At 61.3% G+C, this 19712-nt stretch carries 18 protein-coding genes; 10 read left to right on the top strand and 8 right to left on the bottom strand.

Annotated features, from left to right (window positions below; translation table 11 throughout):
- Positions 1-18: 18 nt before the first annotated feature.
- The 3 genes from AC3WMV_RS21390 (at position 19) to AC3WMV_RS21400 (ending at position 4751) form a co-directional block, all read left to right on the top strand.
- On the top strand, positions 19-1635 hold the full coding sequence (locus AC3WMV_RS21390; RefSeq protein WP_103368900.1) for a L,D-transpeptidase family protein: 1617 nt from the start codon (positions 19-21) through the stop codon (positions 1633-1635).
- 514 nt (positions 1636-2149) lie between these two features.
- Positions 2150-3058, top strand: coding sequence for a glutaminase B (gene glsB, locus AC3WMV_RS21395; protein ID WP_003226050.1), 909 nt, complete (start codon positions 2150-2152; stop codon positions 3056-3058).
- A gap of 190 nt (positions 3059-3248) precedes the next feature.
- Positions 3249-4751, top strand: a complete 1503-nt coding sequence (locus AC3WMV_RS21400; protein ID WP_103368898.1) for an aldehyde dehydrogenase family protein — start codon at positions 3249-3251, stop codon at positions 4749-4751.
- 154 nt (positions 4752-4905) lie between these two features.
- Here AC3WMV_RS21400 and AC3WMV_RS21405 read toward each other — a convergent pair whose 3' ends face one another.
- From AC3WMV_RS21405 to cynS, 3 genes are all read right to left on the bottom strand, one after another.
- Positions 4906-5565 carry a carbonic anhydrase gene (locus tag AC3WMV_RS21405; RefSeq protein WP_103368897.1) on the bottom strand — a complete coding sequence of 220 codons (660 nt, stop codon included), beginning with the start codon at positions 5563-5565 and terminating at the stop codon, positions 4906-4908.
- 12 nt (positions 5566-5577) lie between these two features.
- Positions 5578-5814 carry a DUF2790 domain-containing protein gene (locus AC3WMV_RS21410; RefSeq protein WP_096796353.1) on the bottom strand — a complete coding sequence of 79 codons (237 nt, stop codon included), beginning with the start codon at positions 5812-5814 and terminating at the stop codon, positions 5578-5580.
- An 83-nt stretch (positions 5815-5897) separates the two neighbouring features.
- Positions 5898-6365 carry a cyanase gene (gene cynS / locus AC3WMV_RS21415; protein WP_047597616.1) on the bottom strand — a complete coding sequence of 156 codons (468 nt, stop codon included), beginning with the start codon at positions 6363-6365 and terminating at the stop codon, positions 5898-5900.
- 119 nt (positions 6366-6484) lie between these two features.
- Here cynS and cynR point away from each other — a divergent pair, with 119 nt between their 5' ends.
- A complete protein-coding gene (gene cynR / locus AC3WMV_RS21420) occupies positions 6485-7363 on the top strand; it encodes a transcriptional regulator CynR (protein WP_103368896.1) in 879 nt (292 codons plus the stop codon).
- Between the two features lie 183 nt (positions 7364-7546).
- Here the strand turns inward: cynR and AC3WMV_RS21425 are convergent, their stop codons facing one another.
- The 3 genes from AC3WMV_RS21425 to AC3WMV_RS21435 form a co-directional block, all read right to left on the bottom strand.
- On the bottom strand, positions 7547-7876 hold the full coding sequence (locus AC3WMV_RS21425) for a hypothetical protein (RefSeq protein ID WP_027611729.1): 330 nt from the start codon (positions 7874-7876) through the stop codon (positions 7547-7549).
- Between the two features lie 511 nt (positions 7877-8387).
- A complete protein-coding gene (locus AC3WMV_RS21430; protein ID WP_103368895.1) occupies positions 8388-8891 on the bottom strand; it encodes a GNAT family N-acetyltransferase in 504 nt (167 codons plus the stop codon).
- Between the two features lie 177 nt (positions 8892-9068).
- Entirely contained in the window at positions 9069-11000 is a 1932-nt protein-coding gene (locus AC3WMV_RS21435) for a DNA topoisomerase III (RefSeq protein WP_103368894.1), read from the bottom strand.
- 279 nt (positions 11001-11279) lie between these two features.
- Between AC3WMV_RS21435 and AC3WMV_RS21440 the strand changes: the two genes are divergently transcribed.
- Together AC3WMV_RS21440 and AC3WMV_RS21445 are read left to right on the top strand one after the other, a co-directional pair.
- The gene (locus AC3WMV_RS21440; protein WP_103368893.1) at positions 11280-12686 is read left to right on the top strand and encodes a serralysin family metalloprotease; all 1407 of its coding nucleotides are present in this window, start codon (positions 11280-11282) and stop codon (positions 12684-12686) included.
- Between the two features lie 283 nt (positions 12687-12969).
- On the top strand, positions 12970-13338 hold the full coding sequence (locus tag AC3WMV_RS21445) for a DUF427 domain-containing protein (protein WP_103368892.1): 369 nt from the start codon (positions 12970-12972) through the stop codon (positions 13336-13338).
- A gap of 149 nt (positions 13339-13487) precedes the next feature.
- Here AC3WMV_RS21445 and AC3WMV_RS21450 read toward each other — a convergent pair whose 3' ends face one another.
- Both AC3WMV_RS21450 and AC3WMV_RS21455 read right to left on the bottom strand, forming a co-directional pair.
- A complete protein-coding gene (locus AC3WMV_RS21450) occupies positions 13488-15110 on the bottom strand; it encodes an MFS transporter (RefSeq protein WP_103368891.1) in 1623 nt (540 codons plus the stop codon).
- Positions 15111-15237: 127 nt separating this feature from the next.
- Positions 15238-16905 (bottom strand): GMC family oxidoreductase, encoded by a 1668-nt coding sequence (locus tag AC3WMV_RS21455; RefSeq protein WP_103368890.1) that lies wholly within the window; start codon positions 16903-16905, stop codon positions 15238-15240.
- Positions 16906-17038: 133 nt separating this feature from the next.
- Here AC3WMV_RS21455 and AC3WMV_RS21460 point away from each other — a divergent pair, with 133 nt between their 5' ends.
- From AC3WMV_RS21460 to arsH, 4 genes are all read left to right on the top strand, one after another.
- Positions 17039-17923: a LysR family transcriptional regulator gene (locus tag AC3WMV_RS21460; protein WP_103368889.1), complete on the top strand. Its 885-nt coding sequence runs from the start codon at positions 17039-17041 to the stop codon at positions 17921-17923.
- A gap of 183 nt (positions 17924-18106) precedes the next feature.
- Positions 18107-18454, top strand: a complete 348-nt coding sequence (locus tag AC3WMV_RS21465; protein WP_095136524.1) for a metalloregulator ArsR/SmtB family transcription factor — start codon at positions 18107-18109, stop codon at positions 18452-18454.
- Positions 18455-18479: 25 nt separating this feature from the next.
- Positions 18480-18950 (top strand): arsenate reductase ArsC, encoded by a 471-nt coding sequence (locus AC3WMV_RS21470; RefSeq protein ID WP_103368888.1) that lies wholly within the window; start codon positions 18480-18482, stop codon positions 18948-18950.
- Positions 18951-18962: 12 nt separating this feature from the next.
- Positions 18963-19661, top strand: coding sequence for an arsenical resistance protein ArsH (gene arsH / locus AC3WMV_RS21475; protein ID WP_007966871.1), 699 nt, complete (start codon positions 18963-18965; stop codon positions 19659-19661).
- Positions 19662-19712 lie beyond the last annotated feature (51 nt).

Here is a 19712-nt window from a genome sequence, read left to right on the forward strand (position 1 = left end):
CGGATTGGAGTAAAGCAGTTGTTCAAAAAGTACGCATGCTACTTGAGCATTTGTTTGCTCGCTGCGCCGTTTGTCGCTTGCGCCGATGAGCCGCTGCCACCGTTGCAGACCCTACCGACGCCGCCGGCGGAAATGCCGCTCGAGCCGCAAAGTCCGCTGCAAGCGGTGCTGATCGGTTTACCCCAGGCGTGCCCGGCGATTGCCGCGCACCTGAGCGGCGCGGCGCTGACGCAATTGCAGGCGTTTTATCAGCAGCAGGACTGGCTGCCGGTGTGGGCCAGCGAGTCCGGGCGTTTGCCGGCCTTGCGCGCGCAGTTGCAGCTGTTGGCCGATGATGGCCTCAATCCCAAACGTTATCCAGTCGCCACTAATCCGCCGCAGGACGGCGAGTTGTGTGCCGATATCGATATCACTCGCTACTACCTGCAAGCCCTGCAGGATCTGCATTACGGTCGTCTGCTGCAATCGCATTTCGAACCGCTGTGGCATTCCGATGACACCCCGCGTGATCGTCAGGCGGAATTGCTGGCGATCGCCGTGCCCGGTCTGCAGGACATCAAGACTGCGTTCGATCTGGCGCGCCCGCGTCTGGCGCAATACCAGAGCCTGCGCCACCTCTACGCCAGCCAGCGGCTGCAGGCCTTGCCGCACTGGCAGTCGGTGGGCAACGGCCCGTTGCTGCGCCCGGCGATGGAAGACAAACGCGTGCCGGAACTGGCCCAACGCCTGTTCAACGAAGGCTATCTGACCCACGCCATCGGCACGCCCGGCAATGCCTATGAGGGTGTGCTGGTGGAAGCGGTGAAGAGCTTCCAGGCCAACCATTCGTTGCAGGCCGACGGGGTAGTCGGGCCGGGGACGATTGCCGAGCTCAACATCAGCCCGCTGACGCGCCGCGAGCAGTTGCGGGTCAACCTTGAGCGCTTCCGCTGGCTGGCGCAGGACATGGAACCCGACGGTTTGCTGGTCAACGTCGCCGCCGCTGAACTGACCCTGTATCAGGCCGGCGTGCCGGTCTGGCAGACCCGTACCCAGGTCGGTCGCGCCGAGCGGCAGACCCCGCTGCTCAAATCCCGGGTCACGCGCCTGACGCTGAACCCGACCTGGACCGTGCCGCCGACCATCTGGAAAGAAGACAAGCTGCCGGCGATCCGCAAGGACCAGACCTTCCTCAGCCGGCAGAATCTGCAGGTGCTCGACGCCCATGGCCAGCCGTTGGCCGCAGCGGATATCGACTGGGACAACCCCGGCAACATCATGCTGCGCCAGGAGGCCGGGCCGCGTAATCCGCTGGGGCAACTGGTGATCCGCTTCCCCAACCCCTTCGCGGTGTACCTGCACGATACGCCGAGCAAGGCCCTGTTCGACAAAGGCCCGCGCGCCTTCAGCTCGGGCTGTGTGCGGGTCGAGCACCCGATGCAACTGCGCGACCTGTTGCTGACCCCGGCGGAACGTACGCGCACCGACACCTTGCTCGCCACCGGCAGCACCCACGAATTCCGCCTGTCGGCACCGGTGCCGATCCTGATGACCTACTGGACGGCGCAGGTCGGCAAGGATGGGCAGGTGCGCTATGCGCCGGATATCTACAGCCGCGACAGTGCGCTGCTCGCCGGTCTCGACGGCGCACACTGAGTTCCGGATTTGTAGCAATCCCACCAGTGGGAGCGGGCTTGCTCGCGAAAGCGTCAGGTCAGCCAACATCAATGCTGACTGTGCCGACCCCTTCGTGAGCAAGCCCACTCCCACCCCTGATCGCGGCCAGGCCCCAATCCCTCATCCACCACAGCCCCCTGTGGGAGCGGGCTTGCTCGCGAAAGCGTCAGTTCAGTCAACATCAATGCTGACTGTACCGGCCCCTTCGTGAGCAAGCCCACTCCCACCCCTGATCGCGGCCAGCCCTGAATCCTTCATCCACCACAGCCCCTGTGGGAGCGAGCCTGCTCGCGAAAGCGTCAGGTCAGCCAACATCAATGCTGACTGTACCGACCCCTTCGTGAGCAAGCCCACTCCCACCCTTGATCGTGGCCAGCCCTGAAGCTTTCATCTACCACAGTCCCCTGTGATAGCCAGTGTGATTCGTGGCAGTTGCGCAGCGTCTAGCCCCAGTGTCCCCGCAATCCCATGGGGCGAGACTTCGGAACCCGGCATGCAAGCGCTGTTGAACGAGATTCTTGACGCTGTCCGGCCCCTGATCGGGCAGGGCAAAGTGGCTGATTACATTCCCGCCCTCGGCACCGTGCCGGCCAATCAGCTGGGCATCGCCGTGTATGGCAACGACGGCGAAATGTATTGCGCCGGCGACGCCGAGACGCCGTTCTCGGTGCAGAGTATTTCCAAGGTGTTCAGCCTGGTGCAGGCGATCGAGCATTCCGGTGAGGCGATCTGGGAGCGCCTGGGGCACGAGCCGTCCGGCCAGCCGTTCAACTCGCTGGTGCAACTGGAGTTCGAACGCGGGCGCCCGCGCAATCCGTTCATCAACGCCGGGGCGCTGGTGATCTGCGACATCAACCAGTCGCGTTTCGCCGCGCCAGCCCTGTCGATGCGCGACTTCGTGCGGCGCCTGTCGGGCAATCCACAGGTGATCGTCGACGGCAAGGTCGCCGAGTCCGAATACCAGCATCGCGCCCGCAACGCGGCCATGGCGTACCTGATGCAATCGTTCGGCAACTTCCACAACGACGTCGAAGCGGTGCTGCGCAGCTACTTCAGCCACTGCGCGCTGCGCATGAACTGCATCGATCTGGCCCGCGCATTCTGCTTCCTCGCCAACGACGGTTTCTGCAAGCACAGCGGCGAACAGATCCTCACTCGGCGCCAGACCCAGCAGGTCAACTCGATCATGGCCACCAGCGGTCTGTACGACGAGGCCGGCAACTTCGCTTATCGCGTCGGCTTGCCGGGCAAGAGCGGGGTTGGCGGCGGCATTGTCGCGGTGGTGCCGGGGCAGTTCACGGTGTGCGTGTGGTCGCCGGAACTCAACGCTGCCGGTAACTCGCTGGCGGGGATGGCGGCGCTGGAGATGCTCAGTTCGCGGATTGGCTGGTCGGTGTTCTGACCCGATCTTCCAAACACTGCAAAATCCTGTGGGAGCGAGCCTGCTCGCGAATGCGGTGGGTCAGCGAGAGATGCATCGACAGGCACGACGCTTTCGCGAGCAGGCTCGCTCCCACAAGGGTTTTGTGTTGCCTCGGAGAGCGCAGTTCCTATACATTTTCCGGCCGCCCCTCATATGGTGAATCCGCTTCATGTCTCTTGCGCTCGAACGTCTAGTCGCTGGCACGCCGATCCCTTTCGCTGGCAACCGTGTGACCGTGGTCAGCCCCGAACTGGCGGCGCGGTTTCAGCCCGGTGACCACCTGCTGGTCGAGCAGGTGAGTGGCGAGCTGTTGCTGATTCCGGTGGTCGATCAACAAGCGGCTGCGGTGGCAATCGAGCGTGCTGAAGCGGCATTCACTGCATTGTCGGCAGTGTCCGACGAAGCCATCAGTCGCTTCTTCGACCTGTTCGCGCAACGCCTGGAAACCCCGGAATGCTGGACCTTGATCGAAGCCGCGAACCTGGCCGACATCGAACGCGCCAAGGCCCGTGGTCGCTCGACCACCCGACTGCTCGCCGACGAGCGCATGCGCCGCGACATGATCGCCGGTCTGCGCGCCTGGCGTGATGCGCCGGCCACGCGCGGCAAGGTCATCAGCTGCGTCGAACACGACGGCTGGAAGGTCGAGCAAGTGGTGTCGCCGCTGGGCATCGTCGCCTTCGTGTTCGAAGGACGACCGAATGTGTTCGCCGATGCCGCCGGCGTACTGCGCACTGGCAACACCGCAGTGCTGCGCATTGGCAGCGACGCGTTGGGCACCGCGCAAGCGATCGTCACTCACGCGCTGAACCCGGCGCTGGCCGATGCTGGTTTGCCGGCAGGTGCGGTGTCGCTGGTGGAAAGTGTCAATCACGCGGCCGGGTGGGCAATGTTCGCCGACCGGCGTCTGTCGCTGGCGGTGGCCCGGGGTTCGGGGCGTGCGGTCAGCCAGTTGGGCAGCATCGCCCAGCAGGCGGGCACGGCCGTCAGCCTGCATGGCACCGGCGGCGCCTGGTTGATTGCTGACCGTGATGCCGATGCCACACGTTTCGCCGCCGTGGTGCGCAATTCGCTGGATCGCAAAGTCTGCAACACCCTGAACGTCTGCCTGATTCACCGCGAGCGTGCTGCCGAACTGGTGCCGCTGTTCCTCGATGCCCTGAAGCAGGCCGGCAATGCACGCGGGCAGGGCTGCAAATTGCACATCGTCACAGGCACCGAAAGTTACCTGCCGGCCGAGTGGCAGAACGCGACGGTCGAGGTCTATCGCGCTGAGGGTTATCAGACCGAAGCCCTGGCCGAAACGCTTGCGGAATCAGAGCTGGGCCGCGAGTGGGAATGGGAAGAAACCCCGGAAGTCAGCCTGATGATCATCGACGATCTGGATCAGGCGATCACGTTGTTCAACCGCTACAGCCCGCAGTTCACGGTGTCGCTGATCAGCGAGGATGCGGGCGCCCAGGAACGCTTTTACAACGCGGTGAACGCGCCGTTTGTGGGCAATGGGATTACCCGCTGGGTCGATGGTCAGTACGCGCTGAACAAGCCGGAACTGGGGCTTTCGAACTGGGAGAGCGGGCGCTTGTTTGCGCGCAGTGCGATTCTTTCGGGGGATGGGGTGTTTACGGTTCGTAGCCGTATGACCCAGATCGACCTCAGCGTAAAACGCTGAAAACGCGTTATCCCATTGATGCACACCGGCCCTGTGGCGAGGGGATTTATCCCCGATGGGGCGCGAAGCGGCCCCAAGAGATCGGGCCTGCTGCGCAGTCCATCGGGGATAAATCCCCTCGCCACAAGTTCCTCTTCACCTCAGCGGACTTGTATCAGGCAACTGCGCTGGCGTTTGCCTGAATGGCACAAGTCGCCGGCTGCTCAGCCAGAGGCACAAACGTACGCCGATCCGCCGCCAGCGCATCGATCGAGCCGGTCTCGATGTCATACACCCAGCCATGCAGGTTCAGCAGGCCCTTCTCCTGGGCCAGACGTACGCTCGGGTGGGTCTGAATATTCGCCAGTTGCGCGATCACATTTTCCCGCACCATCGAACTCAATTTCGCCGCGTCATTGGCATGCGGCCGCGCCTCGTTCACCACTTTCGCCGACTCGGCATGTTGCAGCCAGCCGCTGACGGCGGGCAGGTGATCCATGCATTTGCATTGGGCAATCGCGGTCATCGCGCCACAATCGGAGTGGCCGCAGATCACGATGTCCGTCACCCCAAGCACCGCCACCGCGTATTCCACCGTCGCCGACACCCCGCCCGGATGCGGGCTGTAGGACGGCACGATATTGCCTGCGTTACGGATCACGAACAGCTCGCCGGGTTCTTGCTGGGTCAGCAGTTCCGGGACGACGCGGCTGTCGGAACAGGTGATGAACAAGGTGCCCGGGGTTTGAGTGGTCGCCAAGTGCTTGAACAGCTCGGTGCGTTGCGGAAACGCCTCGTTCTGGAACTTCAGAAAGCCTTCGATCAGGTTTTTCATGGTGTTGTCCTCTCAGTTCGAACAGCCGGTGCCGAATTCGCTGTATTGAAGAATGTGTTTTGCGCCGTGGCTGTCGAGGTAGGTCATCTCGACCGGTACAGCGCCGCAGACGTCGGTGACCGGGGTGATGCTCACGATTTCAGCAATATCCAGAGTCATGCCGTAGCGGTAGGCAATCGCCTCTTCATCAGCCTGGGCCTGGGCGGCAAGGCCGGCGAGCAGGGTCAGGGTCAACAGAATTTTGTGCATGGGGCAGCCTCCAGGCAGATGTGGTGACGACTTGGCTATTGAGGTTTGGATGGGCCCGCACACGGGGTGCGGGCCGGGGTGGATCAGAACGGGCGCAGCGGCAGGAACTTGCCGTCGAGGGTGACCACGGCGCGGGAGCCGCCTTCCGGGTCTTCGACTTTCTTGATGTCGAGTTTGAAGTTGATGGCGCTGATGATGCCGTCGCCGAACTGCTCGTGGACCAGGGCTTTGAGGGTGGTGCCGTAGATCTGGATCATCTCGTGGAAGCGGTAGATGGTCGGGTCGGTCGGCACACCGCTGAGGCTGCCACGCAGCGGGATGATCTGCAGGGCGGCAACGGCGTCGGCGTCCAGTTCGAGTTTGTCGCCAACCACTTGCGCGGCGTTTTGTGGCAGTGGGTGCTGGCCGAGGAGGGCGGCGGTGACGTAGGCCAGGCTCAGGCCGGTGCCATCGGCAAGATCCTGCCATGACAAATTCTTGCGGGCCTTGATGTCGAGAATGCGCGTGGTCAGGGCCAGGCTGGCATCGTTATAGGCGTGGGACTGTTGCATGGTGTCACTCCTTTCAAGGTTGGCTTGCTGTGTGGGAGCCATCTTCTGCCGATTGATCCATAGCGTCCAAGACCGATATACAATACTTCGCATAAGTCCTGCCTATAGATGGTGATCCCATGCTGCTGCGACATTTGCGATATCTGCTGGCCGTGGCCGATCACGGCGGCTTCACCCGGGCGGCGGAGGCGTTGCATGTGTCGCAGCCGACCTTGTCGCAACAGATCCGCCAACTGGAAGAAAGCCTCGGGGTGAATCTGTTCGACCGCACTTCACGCACCGTTAAACCCACCGATGCCGGTGAGGCTTACATTGAGTGTGCGCGGCGCGTGCTGGTGGAACTGGAGGCGGGCAAGCGGGCGTTGCATGACGTTAAGGATCTGTCGCGGGGGCGCTTGCGGCTGGCCATGACGCCGACGTTCATGGCCTATCTGGTCGGGCCGTTGGTACGTGATTTCGCCGCACGCTATCCGGGTATCCATCTGCAGATTTTCGAGCTGTCGATGGACGACATCGAGGCGGGGCTGGCGGACGATTCGCTGGATATCGCGATTGCCTTTACCCCGGGGCGCCACCCGGACATCGAGTGCATCCCGGCGTTTACCGAAACCCTGGGAATCATGGTCGGGCGCGAGCATCCGCTGTACGACAGCAGTGCGGTGCTGACATCGCGTGATCTTGCGCAACTGGATTTCGCCTTGCTGGCGCCAGATTTCATCACCCGGTTATCGATCGATGAGTATTTCCGTCAGCAGGGGATCACGCCGCAGGTGCGGATCGAGGTGAACTCGGTGAATACGTTGCTGGAAGTGGTGCGGTATTCGCCGATGGCGACGATGTTGCCCGAAGCGATTGCCAGCGAAGACCGGGCGTTGCGTCGCTTGAGCGTCGAGAACGAAGCGCCGCAGCGTGGGGCGGCGTTGTTGCGGCGGCGGAATAATTACCACAGTGCGGCGGCGCTGGCGTTTATGAATCTGGTCCTGCAAACGAAAATCTGACCAACAACACAGCCCCCCTGTGGGAGCGGGCTTGCTCGCGAAAGCGGTTTATCAGTTGAATAGATGTCGACTGACACGGCCCATTCGCGAGCAAGCTCGCTCCCACAGGGTTACATGACTCGCAGATGTAAAAAGGGCCTGCTTCCTTTGGAAGCAGGCCCTTTTATTTATTGAAGTTGTAAATCAGTAGAACCGGTCAATCACCCGAACTTCATTCTTGTTCTGCATCGAATCCCACGCCTGTTTCAGCGTCTGCAGGACATTACTGATGAAGTCCTTGTCGGCCGCAGCTTTCTTGCCGACATAACCGTGGCCGCGGCGGTACATCTTCAGGCGGGCCAGCAGGTTCTGGTTGCTGCGGTCGAATTCTTCTTCACCAGCGTGGGGTGACAGGCAGTCGATATGCACCTGACCCGACTTGCTGATCCAGAGAATGTGGCTGTCGTGGCTGTCTTTTTGTGCAGCGAACATACGAGCCAGTTCTTCGATAGTAGGTTGATTGTTCAGATTCATGATGTTTGCCCCTTGACCAGTCTGGTGATCTTTCAAAGTTGATTCGCTAATACAGGTAGCCCATCGGTTAGTTGATCCCTGGCACCGAAACCAGGACGTCAGCGGTCGCCCGTGTGAAGTACGGGGTCATGCGTCTGTTGCATGTAGTCGTGTTGAATAACTGCTACGCAATAGCGTCACAACGAGGAGAAGCAGCGAAAACCGGGAGGCTCCTTGACGACGTTTTCAGGGTCGGCCACAAGCGTCTTGAGAATTTTCGCCAGCGCTTCTCGTCCTTGTACTGGACGTTCAGGCCAGGTCAGCTTCTTCAATCTGCCTTGTGGGCAGCGTGTATCCGGAAAAAACAACTCGGCGGTCAGACGAGTTTGCTCAAGCGTGTTACCGATGTTCCCGATCGGGGAACGTCTTCATCATGCAAAAGCAAAACGGTGCCGTCAACGGTTTTGTAGTGATTATTTTTGTTCACTACATATTGTCGGACAAAGCTGTTTTGGAATGAGAAAAGTTCCGTTCAGGCAGCGGAAGCGGGGACGTGCAGGACATAGAAGGTGCAGGGATAACCGTCCACGGCGCGCTGTTGGCGGGTGAATGCGCCGCCAGTCAATTCGGGGATCAACCTGGCCCAGAAGCGCTGCGCAGGCAGGTTGGCGTCGATGTGGAAAATCTGCCATTGACCGGGCAGACGGCTCAAGAGGGCAGAGACGACAAACTGCGCGACGCCTTGGCCACGAAAACGCCGGGTGAGGAAGAAGTAGCCGATGTTGTGTTCGGCGCCGTCGATGTGGGTGTCGTTATCCACGGTCACGAAGCCGGCCAGTTCACCGTCGACGCGGATCAGGAACGGTTGGGTAGCGGGATTGCGCCAGTAATCGTCTTTCTGCTGAATGCTGAAGAAGCCATGTTCGCCGAGTTTCAGTGGTAGCCATTGGCTGAAGTCGTACATGTAGAACTGCATGAGGTTTTCGATGGTTTGCAGTTCGTCGCGGTGGGCGGCTAGCAGTTCGATGCTGGGCATTGGGTTAACTCCCTGCGGTGATGAACCCGATAATGTGAACTCACACCTTGTGGCGAGGGGATTTATCCCCGATGGACTGCGCAGCAGTCCTCTAGTTTAAGTAAAAGCTGGGGCCGCTTCGCAGCCCATCGGGGATAAATCCCCTCACCACAGAATCCCCCACCACAGGACTGATCATTACTTCGCTGTGCGCTTGGCTGCGCTGGCAGTTTTGCTTCGGGTCGATTTACGCTTTTTCTTCCACGGCGCAGCAGCCTTGCCGGCCGGTGGCGGGCCGCTGATGGTCAGGCTCAGCGCAGAACAGCGGGTGACCTGCTTGCTCATCCACGCCGCCTGTTTGGTGACGAACTCCTCCAGGCTCATTTCGCCACTCTGCACCATGTCCAGCGCCTGTTCCCAGATGGCGGTGGTGCCGGGATCGGCAATCGCCCGGGGCACGGCGTCGATCAGGCTGAAGGCCGCCGGCGTCGCGGCCAGTGCCTTGCCGTTCTTCACGAGATAACCTCGATCCAGCAGACCCTGAATGATCGAAGCGCGGGTCGCTTCGGTGCCGATGCCGGTGGTGTCCTTGAGTTTCTGTTTGAGCAGCGGATCTTCCACCAGTTTGGCGACGTTCTTCATCGCCTTGATCAGGTCGCCCTCGGTGTAGGGCTTCGGCGGCTGGGTCCACAGATCCTTGAGGTTCACGCCGGCCACGGCGCAATCGATACCCTGGCTCAGCGCCGGCAGGGTTTGCGGGGCTGGCGCTTCGCGGCCCTTGGCCGGGGCGAGGGCTTCGGGCAGGGCGCGCTTCCAGCCCGGTTCGATGATCTGCTTGCCGACGGCGCGCAAGGCTTCACCGGCACAATCGAAGTCGGCCTGGGTGCGATCGTATTCGTGGTTAGGCAGAAATTGCGCCAGATAACGCGCACGAATCAGCGTGTAGACCGCCCGGTGTTTACCGCTCAGACGCTCGAGATTCTTGGCTGCCGCTGTGGGGATGATGCCGTGGTGGGCGCTGACCTTGGCGTCGTTCCACGCCCGCGAGCGGCGCTGCGGGTCGAGGTGACCGTTCAACACGTCAAGGCTCGGGTCGGCCTGACGCAGTGCCGCCAGTATCCCCGGCGCCTCGCTGTGCTGGCTCAGCGGCAGAAAGCCGCAATCGCTGCGCGGGTAGGTGATGACCTTGTAGGTTTCGTAAAGGGCCTGGGCGATGTCGAGAGTTTCCTGGGCGCCGAGACCGAGTTTCTTCGAGCAGACCTCCTGCAGGGTGCCCAGATCGAATGGCAGCGGTGCCACTTCACGCATGCGTTCAGTGCGCAGTTTGACCACCCGCGCACTGGCGGCGCTGTTCAGAGCGGCGGCTGCCTGCTGGGCCAGCGCCTGATTCAGACAGCGATCCTGCTCGTCGCAAACGTCCGAGGGCGCACGCCATTGTGCGGTGAACGGCGTGCCATCGTGCAGCAGTTGCACATCGATCGCCCAATACGGCACCGGCACGAAGTCGGCGATGCTGCGGTCGCGATCCACCACCAGCCGCAGTGTCGGCGTCTGTACCCGGCCGACGGGCAGCACACCCTGATAGCCGGACTGCCGGCCCAATAGCGTGAACAGGCGACTCATGTTCATGCCGATCAGCCAGTCGGCCCGCGAGCGCCCCAGCGCCGAGTGATACAGGCTGAAGGTTTCCGCCCCTGGCTTCAGCGCGGCCAGAGCCTTGCTGATCGATGCTTCATCCAGCGCCGACAGCCACAAGCGGCGGATCGGCCCGCGATAGCGGCAGTGCTCGACCAGTTCCCGGGCGATCATTTCGCCCTCACGGTCGGCGTCGGTGGCGATGATCAGTTCGCTGGCCTCGCCGAGCAGGCGCTTGACCGCTTTGTACTGGCTGGCGGTGCGCGGCTTGACGGTCATTTTCCATTTGTCGGGAATGATCGGCAGATCCGCCAGCACCCAGCGCTTGTAGCGCGCGTCGTAGGCATCCGGCGGCGCGGTTTCCAGCAGATGGCCAATGCACCAGGTCACTGTGACGTCCGTTCCCAGCCAGCAGCCGTCGCCCCGACGCCTGGCGCCCAGCACGGCCGCGATGTCTTTGGCCTGGGAAGGTTTTTCACAGAGGTACAGCCGCATAACCACCGTCGTCGATCAGTTCACTGGAGGTGCACAGGATGGCCGCAGTTGGCGCCCGGAGCAACTTTTATCTGTATGGATATACAGATCAAAACGTTGCCGGGGATGACCGGTATTACCGGGACGTCGCGAGCGGCTATCGAGAAATCGATTGGCAAGGCAGTTGACGCCCGTGTCAGGTTCACCGGGCTTCTCAGAAACGCGAGTGACCGGACGATCTCGCTAGTGGATCGCCGTGCTCGACGCGTACTGCCAACTCTGAAACAAGGAAGTCCCACCATGGCTCAAGCCAAAGCAAAATCCAGCAGCGCCTATGACGAAGTGAACGCCTTCAGCCACCTGTACGACCGTGGCGTCGGCCTGGTGAACGGCAAACCGTCGTTCACCGCCGATCAGGCAGCCGACGAAATCCTGCGCAAAAACCTGTCGTGGCACGACAAGAACGGCGACGGCAAAATCTCCCTGACCTACACCTTCCTCACCGAGAAACCGGCGAACTACAACCCGAACCTCGGCAACTTCAGCCAGTTCAGCGCTCAGCAAAAGGCTCAAGCCATACTGGCCATGCAATCCTGGGCCGACGTGGCCAAGGTCACGTTCACTGAAGGCAAGGGCGGCGACGGCTACATGACCTTCGGCAACTACGACGTCAGCACCGGCGGCGCGGCGTTCGCCTACCTGCCGAGCGGCGGCAGCTATGACGGTCAGTCGTGGTACCTGATCAACAATCAATATCAGGTCAACAAGACCCCGGACACCAACAACTACGGGCGTCAGACCCTGACCCACGAAATCGGCCACACCCTTGGCCTGTCGCACCCGGGCGCCTACAACGCCGGCAACGGCAGCCCGACCTACAACGACGCCAAGTACGCCGAAGACACCCGTGGCTACAGCCTGATGAGCTACTGGAGTGAAGCCAACACCGACCAGAACTTCAGCAAGGACGGCAGCGGCGCTTACGCCTCGGCACCGTTGCTCGACGATATCGTGGCGGTGCAGAAACTCTATGGCGCCAACTATGCAACCCGCGCCGATGACACCACCTACGGTTTCGGCTCCAACGCCGGCCGCGATTTCTACAGCGCAACATCGGCGGCGTCGAAAGTTGTGTTCTCAGTGTGGGACGGTGGCGGTAACGATACGCTGAACTTCTCCGGCTTCACCCAGAACCAGAAGATCAACCTCAATGAGGGTTCGTTCTCTGACGTTGGCGGGCTGGTCGGCAACGTATCGATTGCCTATGGCGTGACCGTGGAGAATGCGGTTGGCGGTTCGGGCAATGACCTGCTGATCGGCAACTCGGCCGTTAACCATCTGTTCGGCGGAGCCGGCAACGACATCCTTTACGGCGGTGGCGGCGCGGATGTGCTGTGGGGCGGCGAGGGCGCAGACACCTTCGTGTTCGGTGCGGCCAGCGACTCGACCAACAACCAGCCGGACTGGATCATGGATTTCAAGAGCGGCGTGGACAAGATCGACCTCTCGGGCATCGCTGCGTTTGCCACGGGGGCGGCGTCACTGAACTTTGTCAGCAGTTTCACCGGCCACGCGGGCGATGCGATCCTGACTTACTACGCGCAGAACGGTCAGACCGGGCTGCTGGTCGATCTGACCGGGCAGGGGCAGGTTGACTTTGCCGTGGGTGTGGTGGGGCAGGCGGTGGCGACTGATATCGTGGTTTGATGCCAGAAGAGTAGCCCTCACCCTAACCCTCTCCCCGTGGGAGAGGGAACCGATCGTGGGATGCTGAAAACATGCACCGACCTGATTGCACTTCGCTGAATCCACAATCGATAAAGCACTTTCAGGTCGGTGTAGAACGAAAGACACTTCGGCAGGCTCCTTCTACCTCCGGGAGAGGGCCGGGGCGAGGGGCTTTGGCCGTTCGGCTGCAAAATCACCCTGGTCTGAACCTATGGGCTATACCTGAACCGGTCTCTCTGCGCCGTATTCAGGAGTAACCCCAATGAGCACCACCGGCCTCAATCCCGTCATCACCCTCGAAGAACTCCCCGGTTGCCTGCTGGTGAAATTCCACGGCATCCAGGTCGCGGCGTCCTCTCACGTGCTGGTTCTCCATGAAGCCAACTACCCGCCGGTGTACTACGTGCCCCGCGAAGACATCGACGAGAAATACTTCGCCCGCACCGACCACACCAGTTACTGCCCGTACAAGGGCGATGCCAATTACTTCAGCCTGCAAGTGCCGGGGCATGAGGGGGCGAATGCGGTGTGGACTTACGAAAATCCGAAAGTCTCGGTCGCGCCGATTCGTGACTACGTGGCGTTTTATCCGGATCAGGTGAAGTTCGAGGTGATCAAGGCTGATGCCTGACTCTTGGCTGAGGAGATTCAATTGTGGCGAGGGGATTCATCCCCGATGGACTACGTAGTAGTCCCCTTTTTCACGGGGGGCGCTACGCACCCCATCGGGGATAAATCCCCTCGCCACAGGTTTTTTTACCAAAGGATCATGTTTCAGATTCAGTTCTTATCGAGATCGATATTCTTCGTCTCTCGCAGACAGATCATCCCCACCACCAGGCTGACCCCGGTAATCAGCACCGGGTACCACAGCCCATAGAAAATATCCCCGGTGTACACCACCAGCGCGAACGACACCGTTGGCAGGAAACCGCCGAACCAGCCGTTGCCGATGTGGTACGGCAGCGACATCGAGGTGTAGCGGATGCGCGTCGGGAACAGTTCGACCATCAGCGCCGCCAGTGGGCCGTAGCACATGGCCGAGATGATGATCAGCGCGACGATCAGCGCCACGATCATCGGTTTGTTGATCTGTTGCAGGTCGGCCTGTTGCGGGTAGCCGGCGAGGGTCACCGCGCCGCGCAGGGCGGATTCGTCGTAGCCGTCGATTTTCACGTCGCCGACGCTCACCTGCACGCCGCTGCCGGCCGGGGCGGCGACGCTGGAGTAGGGCAGGCCCTGCTTGACCAGGAAGGTCTTGACCTTGTCGCACGGGCTGTCGAATTTGGCCTTGCCCACCGGGTCGAACTGGAAGGTGCAGGTGGCCGGATCGGCCAGCACGGTGATCGGCGCCTGACGGCTGGCCTGATCGATAGCCGGGTTGGCGTAATGCGCCAGGGATTTGAAAATCGGGAAGTACAGCGCCGTCGCCAGCAGCAGGCCGAGCATCAGCACCGGTTTGCGTCCGACCTTGTCCGAGAGCCAGCCGAAAATGATGAAGAACGGCGCACCGATCACCACACTGATGATCAGCAGGCTGTTGGCCACCGCCGGGTCCATTTTCAGGAACTGGGTGAGGAAGAACAGCACGTAAAATTGCGCAGCGTAGAAGGTCACCGCTTGCCCGGCGTTGATGCTGAACAGGGCGATCAGCACGACCTTGAGGTTCTCCCATTTGCCGAAGGATTCGCGGATCGGCGCTTTCGAGGCTTTGCCTTCCTCTTTCATTTTCAGGTACGCCGGCGACTCGTGCAGGCTCAGGCGGATCCAGGTGGAAATGCCCAGCAGCACGATCGACAGCAGGAACGGAATACGCCAGCCCCAGACTTCAAACTGATCGCCAGTGGAGTAGCGGCACCCGAGCACCACCAGCAGCGACAGCAGCAGGCCGAGAGTGGCAGTGGATTGAATCCAGCTGGTGTGGAAGCCGCGTTTGCCGATCGGCGCGTGTTCCGCCACATAGGTCGCAGCGCCGCCGTATTCACCGCCCAGGGCCAGACCCTGGAGCATGCGCAGCACCACCAGAATGATCGGCGCGGCAATGCCGATGCTGGCGTAGGTCGGCAGCAGGCCGACGCAGAACGTGGCGATCCCCATCAGAATGATGGTCGCGAGGAAGGTGTATTTGCGCCCGATCATGTCCCCCAACCGACCGAACACCAGCGCCCCGAACGGCCGCACGATAAACCCGGCGGCAAAGGCCATCAGCGCGAAGATGAACGCCGTGGTGTCGTTGACCCCGGCGAAAAACTGCTTGCTGATCACCGCCGCGAGGGCGCCGTAGAGGAAGAAGTCATACCACTCGAACACCGTCCCCAGGGACGAGGCGAAGATGACTTTCTGCGTGGCATTGCTGGTGCTGGCGCCGCTCGCGGCGTCCAGCGGCTGAGCGTGTTCTGACATATCGGTATCCCTCACAGTGATTGTTTTTGTTGTTCCACTGGTGTTGCGTGTCCGGGTGTTGCGCGTTGCCTTGAATCTGCTGCTGATTCCTGTGGGAGGGGGCTTGCTCCCGAAGGGGCCGTGTCAGTCAAATCATGGGTGAATGACACTCCGCTTTCGCGAGCAAGCCCGCTCCCACATTGGTGCTTTGAACAGGTCCTGAAAGGATCAACTGCGCCGCCTTCTCGGCAATCATCAGCGTAGGCGAACAGGTGTTGCCCGAGGTGATGCGCGGCATGATCGAGGCGTCGGCGATGCGCAGGCCGGTTACGCCATGCACGCGCAGTTGCGCATCGACCACCGCTTCAGCGCCATTGCCCATGCGGCAGGTACCGACCGGATGGAAAATCGTCGTGCCGATTCGCGCCGCCGCTTCGTGCAATTGCTCCTCGCTTTGCAGGTTGTCGCCGGGCAGATATTCCACCGGTTTGAACGCTTGCAGGGCCGGGGCGCTGACGATGCGTCGGGTCAGGCGGATCGCGTCGGCGGCCACGCGCAGGTCTTCAGGATGGCTGAGGTAATTGGGTTGAATCAGCGGTGCTTCCTGCGGGTCTGCCGAACGGATGTCGATGCGGCCACGGCTCTGCGGACGCAGATCACACACCGACGCGGTGAACGCCGGAAAGCTGTGCAGCGGCTCGCCAAAACGCTCCAGCGACAGCGGCTGCACGTGATACTCAAGGTTCGCCGAAGTCTGCTCCGGCCCGGATCGGGCAAACGCTCCGAGCTGACTCGGCGCCATCGACAGCGGCCCACTGCGGTCATACAGATAGCGCAGGCCCATGCCCATCTTGCCCCACACGCTGCCGGCGATCTGATTCAGGGTGCGGGCGTTTTGCAGTTTGTAGATCAGGCGCAGTTGCAGGTGATCCTGCAGATTGCCGCCGACCCCCGGCAACTCATGAATCACCCCGATGCCCAGACGCTCCAGCAAAGGACTCGGGCCGATCCCGGAGCGTTGCAGAATGCTCGGCGAACCCACGGCGCCAGCGCAGAGGACGATTTCCTTGCGCGCCTTGAAGCTTTTCACCTGACCTTCGTGACGCGCGCTGACTTTTGAAGCACGGCCGTTTTCCAGCAGCACCCGATCCACTTCAACCCCGGTCAGCACCGTCAGATTGGCCCGCTCGCGAACAGGTTTGAGAAACGCCTTGGCCGCGTTCCAGCGCACCCCGGCCTTCTGGTTGACCTGAAAGTAGCCGCAACCCTCGTTGTCGCCCTGATTGAAGTCGTCGATGCTGGCGATGCCGCTCTGCTCGGCTGCGCTGCGAAACGCGTCGAGAATCGGCCATGACAGCCGCTGTTGCTCGACCCGCCATTCACCCTTGGCACCGTGAAATTCAGCGGCGCCGGCAAAGTGGTTTTCGCTCTGTTTGAACAGCGGCAGCACGTCGTTCCAGGCCCAGCCCGAATTGCCCTCGGCGGCCCAGCCGTCGTAGTCACCAGCCTGGCCGCGCATGTAGATCATGCCGTTGATCGAGGAGCAGCCACCGAGCACTTTGCCGCGTGGGTAGCTCAGGCTGCGACCTTGCAGGCCGGGTTGCGCTTCGGTCTTGAAGCACCAGTCTGTGCGCGGGTTGCCGATGCAGAACAGGTAACCCACGGGGATGTGAATCCACGCATAGTTGTCGCGTCCGCCGGCTTCGAGCAGCAACACCCGCTGCTGTTTGTCTGCCGACAGTCGATTGGCCAGCAGGCATCCGGCGGGGCCGGCGCCGACCACGATGTAGTCGTATTCTTCAAGGGAAGTCTGCATTCCCTGACCTCGCTTTTTGTTTTTATTGTCGGACACTCTAGTTGTTAGCTTTCGTTAAAAGAATGTTAGTTTTTGCGCAGCCGCTGTGCGTTTTCAAACAGCCCGGATTGACCATAGCTGACAAGGACACCCCATGTTCGACTGGAATGACCTGCGGTTCTTTCTGGAGTTGCAACGCAGCGGCCGCCTGCTCACCGCTGCCCGGCGCTTGAACACTACTCACGCCACCGTGGCCCGACACATCGAGGCGATCGAAAAAAGCCTCGGCACCGCGCTGTTCGTCCAGCACGCCCAAGGCTATGAAATGACCCCGGCAGGGGAGGCGCTGCTCAAGCACGCCGAAGCCATGGAAAACGTCGCGCTGCTGGCCCAGGAAGAAATCACCCAGTCCACCGCACCGCTGGGCAAGATCCGCGTCGGCGTCACCGAAGGGCTGGGCATCAAGTTTCTCGCCAGTCGGATGATCGGCCTGTTCGAACGCTATCCGGGGCTGGAAGTGGAACTGGTCGCCGTGCCGCGCTTCGTCAGCATCCTCAACCGCGAGGCGGAAATCAGCATTCATCTGGAGCGCCCGGCAGCGGACATGCTGGTCACGCGCAAGCTCACCGACTATCGATTGGCGCTCTACGCCAGCCAACGCTACCTCGACAACGCACCGCCGTTGAGCAGCCGCGAAGACCTCGCGCGGCATGCGTGGATCGGTTATGTCGATGATTTGCTGTTCAGTCAGGAACTGATGTTCCTCAACAGCTTCTGCCGCAGTCCGCGCGTGGTGTTCCATAGCACCAGCGTCATCGCCCAGCAGGAAGCGGCGCGCTCGGGATTGGGCATTGCCGTGCTGCCTTGCTACATGGCCGCGTCGGATCCGGATCTGGTGGCGTTATTGCCGGATGACAGCATCGAGCGCAGTTACTGGATCAGCACCCGGCGCGAGCTGCACAAGTCGGTGCGGCTGCGGGTGGTCTGGGATTATGTCGTCGGCCTTTGCGAGGCGGAGCAAGGCCTGTTGCGCGGCTGATCCTGCCCACACAAATCCCTTGTAGGAGTGAGCCTGCTCGCGATAGCGGTGTATCAGGCGACTTCTGCTTCACAGGCATACCGCTATCGCGAGCAGGCTCACTCCTACAAGGGATCGCATCCGGGGTTGAATAATATATGGATATCCGTATATTCGGTTTTCCATATGTTCGAGCCCGCCCCCATGCTCACCCCCACCGAACTGTTCAAAAGCCTGGCCGACGAAACCCGTGTCCGCGCCACCTTGCTGATCGCCGAGCAGGGTGAGCTGTGTGTCTGCGAGCTGATGTGCGCCCTCGACGACAGTCAGCCGAAAATCAGCCGCCACCTCGCGCAACTGCGCAGCAATGGGTTGTTGCTCGATCGCCGTCAGGGCCAGTGGGTCTATTACCGGCTCAACCCGGATCTGCCGGATTGGGTTCACCAGATCCTCAAGGTCACCGCGACGGCCAATGCCGATTGGCTCAAGGACAATGCCTGTCGCCTGCACAACATGGACGGCCGTCCTGCCCGCGAAACCGCGTGCTGCTGAATTTCTAATATCCCCGGAGCTATCCATGCGTGTCCTGTTCATGTGCACGGCCAACAGTTGCCGCAGCATTCTTTCCGAAGCCATGTTCAATCATCTGGCACGCGAGGGTTTCGAGGCGGTGAGCGCCGGCAGTTTCCCCAAGGGCCAGGTGTTGCCACGCAGCCTGACGACGCTGCAACAGGCCGGTATCGCTATCGACGGTTTGTACAGCAAAGGCAACGACGCCTTTGAAGGCAACCCGCCGGACATCGTCATCACCGTCTGCGACAAGGCAGCGGGCGAAACCTGCCCGGTGTACTTCGGCCCGGCGATCAAATGTCATTGGGGGCTGGAAGATCCCTCTGATGTGAGCGGTGACGAGGCCGCAGTGGATGCCGCGTTCCGTGCCACGCTGGCGATCATCGAGCGCCGCTGCGCAACCTTCCTCGGTCTTCCTTTCAAATCACTCAGCCGCGTTGAGCTTCAGCGCGAACTGGATCGCATCGGCTCCCTCTGAGCCGGAGGACATATGTCAGAGCACTTGCCCAATCTTGATCACACGCTGTTCGAAGGCCGGATCACATCACCTTCGCACGAACACAAACCACGCATCCTGCTGCTCTACGGCTCGACCCGCGAACGCTCCTTCAGCCGTCTGCTGGTGGAGGAGGCCGCACGCTTGCTGGAGCACTTCGGTGCCGAGACGCGCATCTTCAATCCGTCCGGTCTGCCGTTGCCTGATGACGCCCCGGTCGACCATCCCAAAGTCCAGGAACTGCGCGAGCTGGTGCTGTGGTCGGAGGGTCAGGTCTGGTGTTCACCGGAACGCCACGGCGCGATGTCGGCGGTGTTCAAGGCACAGATCGACTGGATTCCGCTGGAGCTCGGCGCGGTGCGTCCGACTCAGGGCAAAACCCTCGCGGTGATGCAGGTCTGCGGCGGTTCGCAGTCGTTCAACGTGGTCAATCAACTGCGCGTGCTGGGGCGCTGGATGCGCATGTTCACTATCCCTAATCAGTCTTCGGTGCCCAAGGCCTTTACGGAATTCGACGAGGCGGGGCGGATGAAACCTTCAGCGTTTTATGACCGCGTGGTTGATGTGATGGAAGAGCTGGTGAAGTTCACCGTGCTGCTGCGCGAGCGCCAGGATTTTCTGGTGGATCGCTATTCCGAACGCAAGGAAAGTGCCGAGCAGTTGATGGCGCGGGTCAATCAGCGCTCTATCTGAAATGCACAAACCTTCTAGCCTCAACCCGCCAATTGTGGATTACTGGCCCCA

This window comes from Pseudomonas sp. FW305-3-2-15-E-TSA4 (assembly GCF_058787295.1).